Origin of the sequence: Janthinobacterium sp. SUN073 (assembly GCF_030397665.1) — a bacterium.
GTDB lineage: Bacteria > Pseudomonadota > Gammaproteobacteria > Burkholderiales > Burkholderiaceae_D > Janthinobacterium.
On sequence record NZ_JAPUBT010000001.1, the window covers coordinates 1,538,041 to 1,552,838 of the forward strand.

A 14,798-nucleotide genomic window follows, 5' to 3' on the forward strand; every position below is an offset into this window, starting at 1 on the left:
GCGCGTGAAAATATTCACGCAGTAGTCACACAACTGCCGCCTTACTCAAAACCCCGTATGCGGTCGCCGTTGAAATTCGGCAGGCGCCACTCGAAATGCAGGGCCAGGAAGCGGAACAGGAAACCGGCACCGATGGACGACAGCTGCGCCACGGAGCTGTCGACCTTGAAGTGCAGCAAGCCGACATACAGGGCGCCCGTGAACAGGGCCACGGTGGCGTACACTTCGCGCTGCAGCACGAGGGGAATCTGGTTGCACAGGATATCGCGCAGCAGGCCGCCGAAGACGCCCGTGATCATCCCCGCCAGCACGACGATGGCCGGATGCATCTTGGCCGACATGGCGATGTCGCAGCCGATCACGCAAAACGCCACCAGGCCCAGGCCGTCGACCAGCAAGAAGATGGCGCGCAGATGGTGCAGGTAGCGCGCGACAAAGGCCGTGACGACGGCCGCGCCGATGGTAAACAGCAGGTACTCGGGATGCGCGATCCAGCCCAGCGGATAGTGCCCCAGCAGCACGTCGCGCACGGTGCCGCCGCCGAGCGCCGTGACGGTGCCGATCATGCAGATGCCGAACAAATCCATGCCGCGCCGCATGCCCATGATGGCGCCGGACATCGCTTCGGCGACAATCGCCACCAGGTAAATCGTATATAACAGCATGCTATTACTCTTCCGAAAATGATTTGAGAATTTGTTCGCGTTCGCGCGCTTCGCTCAAGGTGCGCGCCTCGTTCGTACCCGTGCTGGAGCCGCCATCGCCAGCGTCACCGTGCGCCATGCGCGTGTCCGCATCACCGCTGCCGCAGCTGATACTGCTGTGGATAAAGGCAAAGTTATCCTTCAGACAGTCGCCGGCCAGGTATTCGGCATACACATAATCGCCATCGAGCAGCGCCAGGCCGGGCGGCTCGGCCAATACCTGTTCGCGGCGGCCCTGCACGGCCACCTGCATGTAGTCGCGCCAGACGGGCAGCGCCAACGTCCCCCCTGTGGCATTGCCCAGGCTCTTGGGCTGGTCGTAGCCGAGCCAGACGACGGACACCAGGCCCGAGGAATAGCCGGCGAACCAGGCGTCGTAGGCGTTGTTCGAGGTGCCCGTCTTGCCGGCCGCGTCGCCGCGCCCCAGCGCCTGCGCGCCGCGTCCCGTGCCGCTCTTGACGACGTCGCGCAGCATGCTGTCCATGACGTAGGCATTGCGCGTGGAGATGACTTGCGTGCCCCGTGCCGGCGCACCCTTGGCGCGTGGCGCCGCATCGCTGAACAGCACTTCTCCGCTGCGGCTGCGCACTTGCTTGATCAGCTTTGGCGGCATCTGCATGCCGCCGTTGGCGAAGACCGCATACGATTGTGCCAGTTGCAGCGGCGTGACGGCGCCCGCACCCAGCGCCAGCGGCAGGGAGACGGGATTGCGCGCGCCCTCGAAGCCGAAGCGCGTGGCGTAGTGCTGCACGTAGCCGGGACCGGCCGCCTGCATCAGGCTGACGGCCACCAGGTTTTTCGAGCGCACGAGGCCACGCCGCACGCTGATGAAACCTTCATAGTTGTTGCCGTAATTGCGCGGACGCCACTGCCGCGCGCCCGTTTCCTGCGGCAGCAGCAAACGCTGCGTATCGTCCACGGCCGTACCGGGAAAATAGCCCTTTTCCAGCGCCGCCGAATACACGAAGGGCTTGAAGCTGGAACCGGGCTGGCGGTAGGCCTGCATGGCGTGGTTGTAGTGGTTGCGGTAAAAATCGAAGCCGCCGGCCATGGCGACGATTTCGCCGCTGTGCGCCTCGACGGAAATGAGCGCACCTTCCATCTCGGGCAGCTGGCTCACCAGCCAGCGCTTTTTCGCCGCGTCGTGCACCACGCGGATCACGCTGCCCTCGACGATGGCGCGCTTGCCATCCCACTGCAGCTTGCCGCCCAGGCGCGCGTCCGATGCCGTCAGCACGATGTCGTCGCCATTGCGCAGCTGCGCCGTCAGCTGGCGCTTGCCGCTCGTCTCGACCTTGCGCACCAGCGCGGCGCGCAATTCTCCGCTGTCCGGATAGGCGGCCAGCTGGCGCGCCACGCTATCTGCGGAGGGGGCCAGGCGCGCTTCCGGGCCACGGTAGCCGCGCCGCGCCTGCGCGTTCAATAAGCCATCGCGCAGCGACTTGTCGGCCGCGATTTGCGGCGCCATGCGGATGGTGGTCGTCACGTCCAGGCCCATGCTGTAGGCGCCTTCGGGATAGCTTTGCAAGATCAATTGACGCGCTTCCTCGACCGCATACGCGGCCGCGTGCACGGAGCTGTTGCGATCCTTGTTCAGGGCCAGTTTTTCCGCCACGGCCGCGTCGTATTCGGCCGGCGTGATGTAGCCCAGTTCGCGCATGCGCTGCAGGATGTAGTGCTGGCGCACGGTGGCGCGCTGCGGATTGGCGACGGGGTTGTAGGCCGACGGCGCTTTCGGCAAGCCTGCCAGCATGGCCGCTTCCGCGATGCTGACCTCGGCCAACGGTTTGTCAAAATAAATGTTCGAGGCGGCGGAGAAGCCGTAGGAGCGCTCGCCCAGGTAAATCTGGTTCATGTACAGTTCCAGCAACTTGTCCTTGCCGTAGTGCTGTTCCAGCTTGTAGGCGAGCAGCATCTCCGTCAGCTTGCGCTGCACCGTCTTTTCGCGCGACAGGAAAAAGTCGCGCGCCACCTGCATGGTGATGGTGCTGGCACCCTGTACGTGGTGGCCCGTGACGATGTTGGCCAAGGTGGCGCGCGTCAAGCCATAAAAGTCGACGGCGCCGTGTTCATAAAAGCGCGCATCCTCGATGGCCAGCAAGGCCTGGCGCATGCGCAGCGGGATCTCCTTCAGCGGCAGGAATTCGCGGCGCTCTTCGCCGTATTCGGCCAGCAGCTCGCCTTCGCTGGAAAAAATGCGCAGCGGCAGCGCGGGCTTGTACTGGGCCAGGTGCTCGACGGCCGGCAAGTCCTGCCATGCCTGGCGCAGCCACCAGCCGCCCGCCAGGGCTACGGACAAGCCCAGGCCCAGGGTCAGTCCCAGGCCGAATTTCAGATTGCGCGCCAGCTTTGATGGCGGCTTGCGGGTGGTGCTGTCGTTCGCTTGTGCTTCCATGGTGGTATTTCCTTGCTGCCAGGAGGCCGCGCGCTGGCGCGCGGCACTCCATCAAAGAGACATTGTGCACTGCAACACACCTATCCTTATCAAAAGTAAGTATTATTTAGTATTGATAAATTTTTCTTATGTTAGGCGCGCACCATGGATCTCAATCCCAAGCACACGGAAGCGTTCCGCGCCGTCGTCGAAACGGGCAGCTTCGAGCAGGCGGCGCTGCGGCTGCACCTGACGTCGCCGGCCATTTCGCAGCGCGTGCGGGCGCTGGAAAGCCAGCTGGGCAATGCCTTGATCGTGCGCAGCCGCCCCGCGCGCGCCACGCGCATGGGCCAGCGCCTGATGCAGTATTTGAAGCGGGCCAAGCTGCTGGAAGCGGACTTGCAGGCGGAGCTGGCGGTGCAGCAGGACGCCCCGCTGACCCTGGTGCTGGCGCTGAACGCCGACTCGATGGGCACCTGGTTCTTCCCCGCCCTGTCGGAAGTGCTGATACGCGAGCGCGTGCTGCTGGACCTGACCGTGGAAGACCAGGACCATACCTACACCTTGCTGGAAACGGGCATGGCCATCGGCTGCATCAGCACGGAAGCCAAGCCCATGCGCGGCTGCACGGCCGAACCGCTGGGCGTGATGCGCTACTGGCTGGTGGCCACGCCCGCGTTCCGCCAGCAGTGGTTCGCGCACGGCCTGACGCGCAAGGCGGCGCGCATGGCGCCCGTGGTCGCCTACACGCGCAAGGACACCCTGCAGTCGTCGTACCTGCAAGAGGCGCTGGGGCTGCCCGAGGGCGCTTACCCCTGCCATTACGTGCCGGGCGCCACCTCGCACTTCAACGCCATCCGTTATGGCCTCGGCTACGGCATGGTGCCGGAGTTGCTGCTCAAGGCGAACACGGATGGCGCGCTGGTGGAAATGCTCACACCCAAGACCCCGGCCGACGTGGTCCTGTACTGGCACACGTGGAAAGTGCAGTCGCCGCGCATGGAGCAGCTGTCGCGGCAAATCATCGCGGCGGCGCGCAAGATCTTGAAATAATTATGGTGAGATAACTACCGCTGCATGCCCCAGCGTTTCAAGGTGACGCGCTCCAGGCTGCGAAAGCCGATGTTTTCCACGATTAAACCGATGACGATGACGGCCGCCAGGCCGGCAAATACCTTGTCCGTGTACAGCTCATTGCGATTCTGGAAAATGTACCAGCCCAGGCCGCCCTGTCCCGATGTCGTGCCGAACACCAGTTCGGCCGCGATCAGGGTGCGCCAGGCAAACGCCCAGCCGATTTTCAGGCCCGAGACGATGGAGGGCAAGGCGCCCGGCACGAGGATGTGCAGCACCAGGCGCAAGCCGTTCAAGCCATAGTTGCGGCCCGCCATGCGCAGGGTTTCCGGCACGCCCTGGAAGCCCGCATAGGTGTTCAGGGCCAGCGGCCACATCACGGAATGGACGATGACAAAGATCAGACTGGCGCGGCCCAGGCCGAACCACAGCAGGGCCAGCGGCAGCAGGGCAATCGCCGGCAAGGGATTCAACATGGCCGTCAGGGTTTCCAGCAGGTCGCGCCCGAGGCGGCTGGACACGGCCAGCAAGGTCAGCACGAAGGCGGCCAGCACGCCCACCGCATAGCCTTGCAGCAAGACGATCAGGGAGGCGGCCGTGCGCGTCAGCAATTCACCGCTGGCGATGCCGCCGATAAACGCCTGCGCCGTCTGCAGAAAACTGGGCAACAATAAATCGTTCTGCGTCCAGCGCGCCGCGCCTTCCCACAGCAGGGCCAGGCTGAGCAAAATCAAGGCCTTGCGCCACAGCGCGTGCTGGCTCCAGCGCTGCCAGCGCGACAGTGGCTGCTCGACGGTGACGCCGGCCGGCTGCGGTGCCGCATACACGAATTCCTGGCGAATGGGCGGCTCCAGCAACACGTTCATACGGCCTCCCGCTGCGCGCTGGCTGCCTGCGGGGCCGCCGTTGTTTCTTCATCGAACAACAGACCGTGGATGCGGCTGCTGGCGGCCTGGAATTCCGCGCTGCCGGCGCTGTGCAAGCCGAACTGATGGCTGTTGAGTTCGGCGCGCACCCTGCCCGGATGGGGCGACAGCAGCAGGATGCGGTTGCCCACGACCAAGGCTTCCTCGATCGAATGCGTGACGAACACGAGGGTAAAACGCAACTCTTCCCACAAGCGGCTCAGCTCTTCCTGCATCTTGCGCCGCGTCAAGGCGTCGAGCGCGGCGAAGGGCTCGTCCATCAGCAGCACTTCCGGCTGCATGGCCAGGGCGCGCGCGATGGCCACGCGCTGCTTCATGCCGCCCGACAAGGTATGCGGGTGGGCATCCTCGAAGCCGGCCAGGCCCACCTTGGCGATCCAGTGATGGGCGCGCTCGCGGGCCGCCTGCTTGTCGAGACGCTTGCTGGCCAGCAAGGGGAACATGACGTTTTCCAGCACCGTTTTCCACGGCGGCAACTGGTCGAATTCCTGGAACACGACGACACGGTCCGGCCCCGGTTGATGAATCGGCTGGCCGTGCATGGCGATGCTGCCAGTGCGCGGCGCGATGAAGCCGGCCACGGCTTTCAGCAAGGACGACTTGCCGCAGCCCGATGGCCCCAGCAAGACAAAACGGTCGCCGCGGAACACGTCGAAACTGACGTCGTGCGTGGCGCGCACGGTGCGCTGCTCCGTGCGGTACTCCAGGCTGACATGCTTGACGCTGAGGAGCGGCTGTAGCGCAACGGGAGGACGGACCAGGTGAAAAGCGGGTGCGTTCATGTCAGCCTCCTTGCGTGATGGCAGGGTCGTCAAAAAAATAATCGCGCCAGCTGTCGGGCAGATTGCGGATGGCGCTCACGCGGTGCAGGAGTTGCGCCAGGCCATGGGTGTTTTGCGGCGCGATCTTGAATTGCACTTGCGGGTTGGCAAAGATTTTCAACAGCAGATTGCGGTCCACCTTGCTCTTGTTGACCTTGATATAGATGTCGGCCGCGCCTTGCGGGTTGCTGCTCGCATACTGCGCCGCTTCCGCCAGGGCGGCGATGAAGGCGCGGTACGTCTTGGGATTGTCCTTGCGGTATTTTTCCGTCGCATACAGCAGGGTCGACGAGCTGGGCCCGCCTTGCACGTCGTAGGAATTGAGGATGACGTGGGCGTTCGGGTTTTGCGCCAGTTCCTGTTCCTGGAACGGTGAATTGCCGAAGTGGCCGCTCAACTCCGTGCCGCCGGCGATGATGGCGGCGGCCGCATCCGGGTGCGGCAGGGTTTGCGTGATTTTATCCAGGCGGGCAAATTCCTTGTCGCCCCACTGTTTTGCCACGGCCATTTGCAGGATGCGCGCCTGCACGGAGACGGACACGGCCGGCAAGGCGATACGGTCCTTGTCCGTCAAGTCCGCCAGGGTTTTCACCTTGGGATTGTTGCTGACCAGGTAGTAGGGGAAGTTGCCCAGGGAAGCCACGCCGCGCACGTTCTGCCGGCCTTTCGTGCGGTCCCATATGGTCAACAGCGGCCCCAGGCCGGCACCGGCAATGTCGATATTGCCCGACAACAAGGCGTCGTTGATGGCGGGGCCGCCGGACAGGGTGATCCACTCGACCTTCACGTCGACGCCCTGCTGCTTGGCATGCTTTTCGATCAGCTTTTGTTCCTGCGCAATATTGAGCAACAGAAAAGTGATGCCATGCTGGCCGGCGATGCGGATCTGGCCTTCGGCCCGGGCCATGGGCATGGCCATGCACAGCACGGCAATGGCGGCGAGCAGGTGGCGGGAAAAGGTCAAGATCGGCAACATGGACACTCCTTGGGTCAGGCTTACAGGAAAAAATCAGAAACCGCACCTAACAGAACCGTAGCGAGCGGCAACGAGTTGTGGCTGAGAAGCGGAACTGTGCGAATGCACAGTGAGCATCAGAGGCCGCAAATCGCGACGCGCAGTAGGTTATGTTAGGTGTTGTAAGGCGCATCGCCTTCGATGGTAGTGCGATAGAGTTTGCGGCGCTGCTCGGGCGGACACCCCGTCGCCAGGTGCATCAGCGAACGGTTGTCCCAGAACACCAGGTCGTGCGGCTGCCAGCGGTGCACATATACATGCTCGGGGCGCACGCTGTGCACGAACAATTCGTCGAGCAGGGCGCGGCTTTCATCCTCGGGCAAGCCGACGATACGCGTGGTGAAATGTTCGCTGACAAACAGGGCACGGCGTCCCGTTTCCGGATGCACGCGCACGACGGGATGCGTGACGGGGCTGACTTCATCGATCTGCGCCTGCGTCAGTGCGGGGCGCCAGGGATTGCGGCGGCGCAATTCCTCATACTGGCTCAGGTAACTGTGTTCGGCACGGGCGCCGCGCACGGCGTGGCGCAGCGCTGCCGGCAAGCTTTCCCAGGCCAGGTGCATGTTCGCAAACACGGTATCGCCGCCCTCGTCCGGCAACTCTTGCGCGTGCAACATGGAACCGAGGCTGGGCACTTCCTTGTACGACAAATCGGAATGCCAGAAATGGCCCGCATCGCCCAGGCCGATGGGCTGGCCATCCTCGACGATGTTCGAGATGATCAGCACTTCCGGCTGCGTGGGCAGCTGGAACTGGCGCAGCACGTGAATTTGCAGCGGGCCGAAGCGGCGGCTGAAATCGACCTGCTGCTGCGGCGTGATGTGCTGCTCGCGGAACACCAGCACGTGATGGTCGAGGTGGGCGTGGTGCAGGCGCTGGAAGTCGCCCAGCGACAGCGGCTGCGCCAGATCCAGTCCCAGCACTTGCGCGCCGAGCGGCGCATCGAACGTCTCGATACGGAAATGGCTGGTGGAGTACTTGGGTTTCAGGACGGCCGACATGATGGCTTCATCAGTGAACAAGGGAAGTCCACTGTATGCCCGCTCGCCCGTCCTGCAAACGAAGCATTTCTGATATGGATATGCGCAGCGCGTTGCGCCAGGCTGCCACAGGCCACTGTCACGCAATGGCACAGCAGTTATCGGCCGTGCCCGGGAGTGGTGCTAGCACACAACTTGCTTGACTATCAATTTTCAACGCCTACACAGGAACGCCATGCCCATTCTCGCCCTCTTGTTCGCCTTGCTGTTCCCCATTCCCACCCATGCGCAGGATAGCCAGGGTGAAAGTGATCTCAGCTACAAAGCCTATGTGCACAGCGACAAGCGCATCAAGTGCTTGTACGGCTATGCGGCCGACAAGACGGGCGACCATGCGGCCGCCGTCGCCATCTTTGAAGATTGCATCCGGCGCTGGAACGATGTGTATTCGATGATTTGGCTGGCCCAACTGTATGAAACCGGCATCGGCGTGCCTAAAGACCTGGAGCAGGCGACGGCGCTGATGCGGCGCGGTGCGCATACGAATGATGACGCGGCCTATGCGCGGCTGGCGCGCTACCACTATGGCGTGGCGCTGGCCGAGGGCCGGGGCACGCCGCAGGATATTGCCCAGGCCAAGACCTGGCTGCGCCGGGCGGCGCAAGAAGGTGTGCCGGAGGCGGCCGATTATCTGGGCCGCCTGGAGCGCGCGGCACCTTAGCACCGCGCCAGCATTGCTTGTTTACGCCGTTGCTTCGTAGCGGGCCAGGCGGGTCGCCATGCGCGGCGCCAGTTCGTGGCCGGCCGTGACGGTCACTTCCAGGTCGTTCAGCAAGCCATCCTTCAAGCCATAGACCCAGCCATGGACGCTGAGTTCCTGGCCCCGTTCCCACGCATCTTGCACGACGGTGGTCTGGCACACGTTCAAGACCTGCTCGACCACGTTCAGTTCGCACAGGCGATCGCCGCGCTGGCGGCTCGTCAGCACGTCGCCCAGGTAGCGTTCGTGCTTCTGGCCCACGTCCTGCACGTGGCGCAACCAATTGTCGACCAGGCCGATGCGCGTGCCCGTCATGGCCGCATGCACGCCCTTGCAGCCATAATGGCCGACGATGATGACATGTTTGACTTTCAGCACGTCCACGGCAAATTGCAGAACGGACAGGCAATTGAGGTCGGAATGCACGACCACGTTGGCAATATTCCGGTGCACAAACACGTCGCCAGGCGCCATGCCCAGCAGTTCGTTGGCGGGCACGCGGCTGTCGGAGCAGCCGATCCACAGGTATTCGGGCGACGTTTGCGCTTCCAGGTTCTTGAAGAAGTTCGGGTCTTTCGCCACCATCGAGTCGGCCCAGCGGCGGTTACGCTGCAGCAGTTCCGCCAGGGCCATACCATTTTTCGGTTCGGTCATATCGCTCCCATTGTGTAAGTACGACTGCATTGGCGGCAGATCGCGCCCATAGGCCGGCGATGTGCGCACATGGCTCAGTCGTAGTGAAAAAAACGCCGGGATGTTTCAGCATCCCGGCGCATGGTATTACGTGTGCTTACTCAAAGAAGTCCTTGACCTTGTCTTTCCAGGTCTTGCTTTGCGGACTGTGCTTGGCACCGCCCTCGGTGGTCGACTTTTCAAAGTCGCGCAGCAGGTCTTTCTGTTTTTCCGTCAGTTTCACCGGTGTTTCGATCGCCACGTGGCAGAACAGGTCGCCCGCGTAACCGGAGCGCACGCCCTTGATGCCCTTGCCTTTCAGGCGGAAGGTCTTGCCCGACTGGGTGCCCTCAGGAATCGTGAACGACACTTTGCCGTTCAGGGTAGGCACTTCGATTTCGCCGCCCAAGGCCGCCTTGGTAAACGAGATCGGCATTTCGCAATGCAGGTCGTCGCCTTCGCGCTGGAACACGGCGTGCGGCTTGATGTGGATTTCCACATACAGGTCGCCCGACGGACCGCCATTCGTGCCCGGTTCGCCGTTGCCGGACGAACGGATACGCATGCCGTTGTCGATACCGACTGGAATTTTCACTTCCAGGGTCTTGTTGCGCTTGATGCGACCAGCGCCGCCGCACGGCGTGCAGGGGTCGGTGATGACCTTGCCGCTGCCATGACATTTCGGGCACGTTTGCTGGATGCTGAAGAAACCTTGCTGCATGCGCACCTGGCCGTGGCCACCGCAAGTACCGCAGGTGGTTGGCGACGTGCCCGGCTTGGCGCCGCTGCCGTGGCAGGTGTCGCACTTGTCCCAGCTCGGCACGCGGATGGTCGTGTCGAAGCCGTGCGCAGCTTGCTCCAGTGTAATTTCCAGGTTGTAGCGCAAGTCGGCGCCACGGTACACCTGTGGCCCCGCATTGCGGCTGCGTCCTCCGCCACCGCCAAAGATGTCGCCGAAGATATCGCCGAAGCTGTCGGCAAAGCCGCCAGCACCGCCACCGAAGCCGCCACCGCCGCCCATGTTCGGATCCACGCCAGCGTGACCATAACGGTCATACGCTTCGCGCTTTTCCGGATTGGTCAGCATTTCGTAGGCTTCTTTGACTTCCTTAAACTTTTCTTCCGATTCCTTACTGTCCGGATTGCGGTCCGGATGGTATTTCATCGCCAGTTTACGGTAAGACTTTTTGATCTCTTCTTCCGAAGCATTTTTTGCGACACCGAGTGTCTCGTAAAAATCACGCTTTGCCATGTTGTCGGCACCTTGCAGTCTATCTACTGATGTAAAAATTACACGAAAAAGCCGAGTCGAGTGCTGCACTGGGCAACGACTCGGCTCGGCCGGTCTTCGCGGCTAATCCCGCGATGTAGCGTTCAGCCCGGCTACCCCCAGTTCATGGGAGCGCAAGACATTACTTGCTGTCTTTGACTTCTTTGAAGTCAGCGTCAACAACGTCGTCTTGCTTGGCGCCTGCGTCCGATGCGCCAGCAGCTTGCTGTGCACCTTCCGCGCCGCCGGCAGCTTGCTGCGCTTGCATATCGGCATACATTTTTTCGCCCAGTTTCTGCGATGCGCTCGACAGTGCTTCCACCTTGGCGTCGATCTCAGCCTTGTCACCCGCCTTGATGCTTGCTTCCAGGTCGGTGATCGCCGCTTCGATCTTATCTTTCTCGCCCGCATCGAGCTTGTCGCCGTATTCGGTCAAGGATTTCCGGGTCGAGTGTACCAGAGCATCGGCCTGGTTGCGCGACTCGGCCAATTCTTTGACCTTCTTGTCTTCTTCCGCGTTCAACTCGGCGTCTTTCACCATCTTCTGGATTTCAGCCTCGGTCAAGCCGGAATTGGCCTTGATCGTGATCTTGTTTTCCTTGCCGGTGGCCTTGTCTTTCGCGCCGACATGCAAGATGCCGTTGGCGTCGATGTCGAAGGTCACTTCGATCTGCGGCGTGCCGCGCGACGATGGCGGGATGCCTTCCAGATTGAATTCACCCAGGCCTTTGTTGCCGGCGGCGATTTCGCGCTCACCCTGGAAGACCTTGATGGTCACCGCAGGCTGGTTGTCGTCGGCCGTCGAGAACACCTGGCTGAACTTGGTCGGAATCGTCGTGTTTTTGTGAATCATCTTGGTCATCACGCCGCCCAGGGTTTCGATACCCAGGGACAGAGGGGTGACGTCCAGCAACAGCAAGTCTTTGCGTTCGCCCGACAGGACCGAACCTTGAATCGCTGCGCCCACGGCCACGGCTTCGTCCGGATTCACGTCTTTGCGTGGATCTTTGCCGAAGAATTCCTTCACTTTTTCCTGTACCTTCGGCATACGCGTCATGCCGCCGACCAGGATGATGTCATCAATGTCCGACACTTTCACGCCAGCATCTTTGATGGCGGTGCGGCATGGCTCCATCGTCGCGATGATCAGTTCTTCCACCAGCGACTCCAGCTTGGCGCGGGTCATCTTCAGGTTCAGGTGGACCGGTGCGCCATTGGCCATGGCGATGTACGGCTCGTTGATCTCGGTTTGTTGCGACGACGACAATTCGATCTTCGCGCGCTCGGCCGAAGCCTTGATGCGCTGCAGGGCGATCGGATCTTTTTTCAGATCGATGCCGTTGATCTTCTTGAACTCGTCGATGATGTAATCGATGATGCGCTGGTCGAAGTCTTCGCCGCCCAGGAAGGTGTCGCCGTTGGTCGACAGCACTTCAAATTGCTTTTCGCCATCAACATCCGCGATTTCGATGATCGACACGTCGAACGTACCGCCACCCAAGTCATACACGGCGATTTTACGGTCGCCTTTTTCGGTCTTGTCCAGGCCGAACGCCAGCGCTGCCGCGGTTGGCTCGTTGATGATGCGCTTGACGTCCAGGCCAGCGATACGGCCGGCATCCTTGGTCGCTTGACGCTGCGAGTCGTTGAAGTACGCAGGCACGGTGATGACGGCTTCGGTGACTTCTTCACCGAGGTAGTCTTCTGCCGTTTTCTTCATCTTGCGCAGCACTTCAGCGGAAATTTGCGGCGGCGCCAGTTTTTTGTCGCGTACGCCGATCCATGCATCGCCGTTGTCGGCTTTCATGATTTGGTACGGCATCAGCGCGATGTCTTTTTGTACTTCTTTTTCGTCGAACTTGCGACCGATCAGACGCTTGACTGCATACAGCGTGTTTTTCGGATTGGTCACGGCCTGGCGTTTCGCTGGCGCGCCGACGAGAATTTCGCCATCTTCTTGATAAGCAATAATCGACGGCGTCGTGCGTGCGCCTTCAGCGTTTTCGATTACCTTTGGTTGACCGTTTTCCATGATGGAAACGCAGGAATTCGTGGTTCCCAGATCGATACCGATAATTCTACCCATGATTTTTTTCCTTTTATTTGCTAGATTTCAGATGGTTCTTATATGTGGCAAAGCGGCATGGTTTCAAGGCTTGCTTGATGCCGCACTCTGATTATTTTGCTTGCGCGGTCGTGACAATGGCTGGACGCAGCAGGCGGTCCGCAATCATATAGCCCTTTTGCAGGACTGACACGATGGTATTGGCTTCCTGCTCCGCTGGCACCACGGCAACAGCCTGGTGTTTCATCGGATCGAGCTTTTCACCCTGCACCGGCAACACTTCCACCAGGCGGTTGCGCTCGAACGCGGCGTTCAATTGCTTCAGGGTCATCTCGACGCCTTCTTTCAGCGATTCGATGGTCGGTGCTTCCACCGTCAGCGCCGTTTCCAGGCTGTCTTTCACCGGCACCATGGCTTCGGCAAAGCTTTCCACTGCGAATTTATGCGCTTTAGCAACATCTTCCTGCGCACGGCGGCGAATATTTTCGCCATCAGCCTTGGCGCGCATGAAGGCATCGTGCATCTCTGCAAGACGCGCTTCGGTACTCGCCAGCTGCTCTTCCAAAGTAGGCTCTGCGGGAGCCGCGGCGTCCGCTTGCGGATTAGGTACAGCTTGGTTTTCCTGATCTTGCATCTGAAAAGCTCCTACAATCAATGACTTAAATGAGTTAGTCTAACTATCTTTACAACACTAACGGGCAGATGGGGCTATATCCTATTGTTTCAAGGGGTATGCATGGCAAAACCAGATTTACATCGATCCATGTTACAGCTTATTACAAAACGCGACCCATTTCGGCCAGCGATCCGTGCGCGCCCCCTTGATTTTCCAGGCTTCCCAGCGTAAAGCGGGCATTCTACCAGCCCCGCCGCCGCCGTCGCCACTGGCGACGTTGCTATCTGGATAGTACTTTTGTCGCGCCAGACATGACAAAGCCGCGCAAGCGCGGCCCTTGATTGTCAAAGAATTAATATTCGTTAATTCGCCGCACCCAGCGCCAGCGCCGCCTCGCGCGCCCGTTCGCCCGCTTTCCTGTCCGCCTCGCGCTGCGGCGCCGTCTTCATCGTCGGCCAGCCAATCATGTGCTGTTCGGCAATTTCCGCCATGCCCGCGATCCAGGCTGGCGTTTCGTTCAAGCAAGCGATGTAATGAAACTGCTGGCCGCCGGCCGTTTCGAAATCATGCTTGGCTTCCATGGCGATCTCTTCCAGCGTTTCCAGGCAATCGCTGGTAAAGCCCGGACACAGCAGGTCGACACGCTTGACGCCCTGTTGCGCCAGCGCCACCAGGGTCGGTGCCGTGTACGGCTGCAGCCATTCGGCCTTGCCAAAGCGCGACTGAAAGGTCACCACGTATTGCTCTTTACTTAACTTTAACTTTTCCGCCAGCAAGCGCGCCGTTTTCAGGCATTGACAGTGGTAGGGGTCGCCCAGCAGCAAGGTACGCTTGGGCACGCCATGAAAACTCATCACCAGTTTTTCCGGACGGCCATGCGCTTCCCAGTGGTTCAGCACGGAATCGCGCAAGGCGTCGATATACGTGTCGTGCTCGTGGTATTGCTTAATAAAGCGCAATTCCGGCACATTGCGCACCGTGGCGTAATGGGCAAACACGGCGTCGTAGATGGAACCCGTCGTCGTGCCCGAGTATTGCGGATACGCAGGCAAGATGGCGATGCGCTCGCAGCCTTCGCTTTTCAGCCTGGCCAGTACTTCGGGCAGGGAAGGCGAGCCGTAGCGCATGGCCATGGCCACCGTCACGCCGTCATGGCCCCGCTCGGCCAGCGCGCCGGCCAGCAATTTGGCCTGCTTTTGCGTATGCACTTTCAGGGGCGAGCCCTCGCGCGTCCAGATCGACGCGTATTTCTTGGCCGACTGGCCGGAGCGGAACGGCAAGATGATCAGGTTCAAAATACACCACCAGACCAGGCGGGGAATCTCCACCACGCGCGGGTCGGACAAAAATTGCTTCAGATAGCGCCGCACGGCCGACGAGGTCGGCGCATCGGGCGTGCCCAGGTTGACCAGCACCACGGCGCTGCGGTCGATGCTGCCATGCGTGTACGGCGGTTCTGTTTGAAATGACATGAAGGCTCTTCGAAGGCGTTGGATGGATTGGTCGCCCATTATAGTT

General features: G+C 61.2%; 13 protein-coding genes. 2 read left to right on the top strand and 11 right to left on the bottom strand.

What is annotated here, in order from left to right:
• Window positions 1-41: 41 nt before the first annotated feature.
• Both O0882_RS06990 and O0882_RS06995 read right to left on the bottom strand, forming a co-directional pair.
• Window positions 42-665 carry a trimeric intracellular cation channel family protein gene (locus tag O0882_RS06990; RefSeq protein ID WP_289946411.1) on the bottom strand — a complete coding sequence of 208 codons (624 nt, stop codon included), beginning with the start codon at window positions 663-665 and terminating at the stop codon, window positions 42-44.
• Window positions 666-669: 4 nt separating this feature from the next.
• A complete protein-coding gene (locus O0882_RS06995) occupies window positions 670-3,099 on the bottom strand; it encodes a PBP1A family penicillin-binding protein (protein ID WP_289946413.1) in 2,430 nt (809 codons plus the stop codon).
• Between the two features lie 144 nt (window positions 3,100-3,243).
• Here O0882_RS06995 and O0882_RS07000 point away from each other — a divergent pair, with 144 nt between their 5' ends.
• A complete protein-coding gene (locus O0882_RS07000; protein WP_289946415.1) occupies window positions 3,244-4,131 on the top strand; it encodes an HTH-type transcriptional regulator ArgP in 888 nt (295 codons plus the stop codon).
• 14 nt (window positions 4,132-4,145) lie between these two features.
• Here O0882_RS07000 and O0882_RS07005 read toward each other — a convergent pair whose 3' ends face one another.
• From O0882_RS07005 to O0882_RS07020, 4 genes are all read right to left on the bottom strand, one after another.
• The gene (locus O0882_RS07005; protein WP_289946417.1) at window positions 4,146-5,018 is read right to left on the bottom strand and encodes an ABC transporter permease; all 873 of its coding nucleotides are present in this window, start codon (window positions 5,016-5,018) and stop codon (window positions 4,146-4,148) included.
• Window positions 5,015-5,860 (bottom strand): ABC transporter ATP-binding protein, encoded by an 846-nt coding sequence (locus tag O0882_RS07010; protein WP_289946418.1) that lies wholly within the window; start codon window positions 5,858-5,860, stop codon window positions 5,015-5,017. The genes O0882_RS07005 and O0882_RS07010 overlap by 4 nt, the downstream gene beginning before the upstream one ends.
• A 1-nt stretch (window position 5,861) precedes the next feature.
• Window positions 5,862-6,818: an ABC transporter substrate-binding protein gene (locus tag O0882_RS07015; protein WP_289946871.1), complete on the bottom strand. Its 957-nt coding sequence runs from the start codon at window positions 6,816-6,818 to the stop codon at window positions 5,862-5,864.
• A 209-nt stretch (window positions 6,819-7,027) separates the two neighbouring features.
• Window positions 7,028-7,918, bottom strand: a complete 891-nt coding sequence (locus O0882_RS07020; protein WP_289946872.1) for a TauD/TfdA family dioxygenase — start codon at window positions 7,916-7,918, stop codon at window positions 7,028-7,030.
• Between the two features lie 214 nt (window positions 7,919-8,132).
• Between O0882_RS07020 and O0882_RS07025 the strand changes: the two genes are divergently transcribed.
• Window positions 8,133-8,618: a sel1 repeat family protein gene (locus tag O0882_RS07025; RefSeq protein ID WP_289946420.1), complete on the top strand. Its 486-nt coding sequence runs from the start codon at window positions 8,133-8,135 to the stop codon at window positions 8,616-8,618.
• Between the two features lie 21 nt (window positions 8,619-8,639).
• On the opposite strand, the gene can is transcribed toward O0882_RS07025, so the two are convergent.
• From can to hemH, 5 genes are all read right to left on the bottom strand, one after another.
• Entirely contained in the window at window positions 8,640-9,311 is a 672-nt protein-coding gene (gene can / locus O0882_RS07030) for a carbonate dehydratase (protein ID WP_289946423.1), read from the bottom strand.
• 136 nt (window positions 9,312-9,447) lie between these two features.
• Window positions 9,448-10,581 carry a molecular chaperone DnaJ gene (gene dnaJ, locus O0882_RS07035; RefSeq protein WP_071075292.1) on the bottom strand — a complete coding sequence of 378 codons (1,134 nt, stop codon included), beginning with the start codon at window positions 10,579-10,581 and terminating at the stop codon, window positions 9,448-9,450.
• 160 nt (window positions 10,582-10,741) lie between these two features.
• Window positions 10,742-12,685, bottom strand: a complete 1,944-nt coding sequence (gene dnaK, locus O0882_RS07040; protein ID WP_289946426.1) for a molecular chaperone DnaK — start codon at window positions 12,683-12,685, stop codon at window positions 10,742-10,744.
• A 91-nt stretch (window positions 12,686-12,776) separates the two neighbouring features.
• A complete protein-coding gene (gene grpE / locus O0882_RS07045) occupies window positions 12,777-13,298 on the bottom strand; it encodes a nucleotide exchange factor GrpE (RefSeq protein WP_071075290.1) in 522 nt (173 codons plus the stop codon).
• A gap of 344 nt (window positions 13,299-13,642) precedes the next feature.
• The gene (gene hemH / locus O0882_RS07050) at window positions 13,643-14,752 is read right to left on the bottom strand and encodes a ferrochelatase (RefSeq protein WP_289946428.1); all 1,110 of its coding nucleotides are present in this window, start codon (window positions 14,750-14,752) and stop codon (window positions 13,643-13,645) included.
• Between the last annotated feature and the right edge of the window lie 46 nt (window positions 14,753-14,798).

What these genes read in the sequence shown, in the direction of transcription:
- O0882_RS06990 (WP_289946411.1), bottom strand. Translation starts at nt 665, where the DNA reads ATGCTGTTATATACGATTTACCTGGTGGCGATTGTCGCCGAAGCGATG.
- hemH (WP_289946428.1), bottom strand. Translation starts at nt 14,752, where the DNA reads ATGTCATTTCAAACAGAACCGCCGTACACGCATGGCAGCATCGACCGC.
- O0882_RS07015 (WP_289946871.1), bottom strand. Translation starts at nt 6,818, where the DNA reads ATGGCCATGCCCATGGCCCGGGCCGAAGGCCAGATCCGCATCGCCGGC.
- can (WP_289946423.1), bottom strand. Translation starts at nt 9,311, where the DNA reads ATGACCGAACCGAAAAATGGTATGGCCCTGGCGGAACTGCTGCAGCGT.
- O0882_RS07000 (WP_289946415.1), top strand. Translation starts at nt 3,244, where the DNA reads ATGGATCTCAATCCCAAGCACACGGAAGCGTTCCGCGCCGTCGTCGAA.
- grpE (WP_071075290.1), bottom strand. Translation starts at nt 13,298, where the DNA reads ATGCAAGATCAGGAAAACCAAGCTGTACCTAATCCGCAAGCGGACGCC.
- O0882_RS07005 (WP_289946417.1), bottom strand. Translation starts at nt 5,018, where the DNA reads ATGAACGTGTTGCTGGAGCCGCCCATTCGCCAGGAATTCGTGTATGCG.
- dnaJ (WP_071075292.1), bottom strand. Translation starts at nt 10,581, where the DNA reads ATGGCAAAGCGTGATTTTTACGAGACACTCGGTGTCGCAAAAAATGCT.
- O0882_RS07020 (WP_289946872.1), bottom strand. Translation starts at nt 7,918, where the DNA reads ATGTCGGCCGTCCTGAAACCCAAGTACTCCACCAGCCATTTCCGTATC.
- O0882_RS06995 (WP_289946413.1), bottom strand. Translation starts at nt 3,099, where the DNA reads ATGGAAGCACAAGCGAACGACAGCACCACCCGCAAGCCGCCATCAAAG.
- dnaK (WP_289946426.1), bottom strand. Translation starts at nt 12,685, where the DNA reads ATGGGTAGAATTATCGGTATCGATCTGGGAACCACGAATTCCTGCGTT.
- O0882_RS07010 (WP_289946418.1), bottom strand. Translation starts at nt 5,860, where the DNA reads ATGAACGCACCCGCTTTTCACCTGGTCCGTCCTCCCGTTGCGCTACAG.
- O0882_RS07025 (WP_289946420.1), top strand. Translation starts at nt 8,133, where the DNA reads ATGCCCATTCTCGCCCTCTTGTTCGCCTTGCTGTTCCCCATTCCCACC.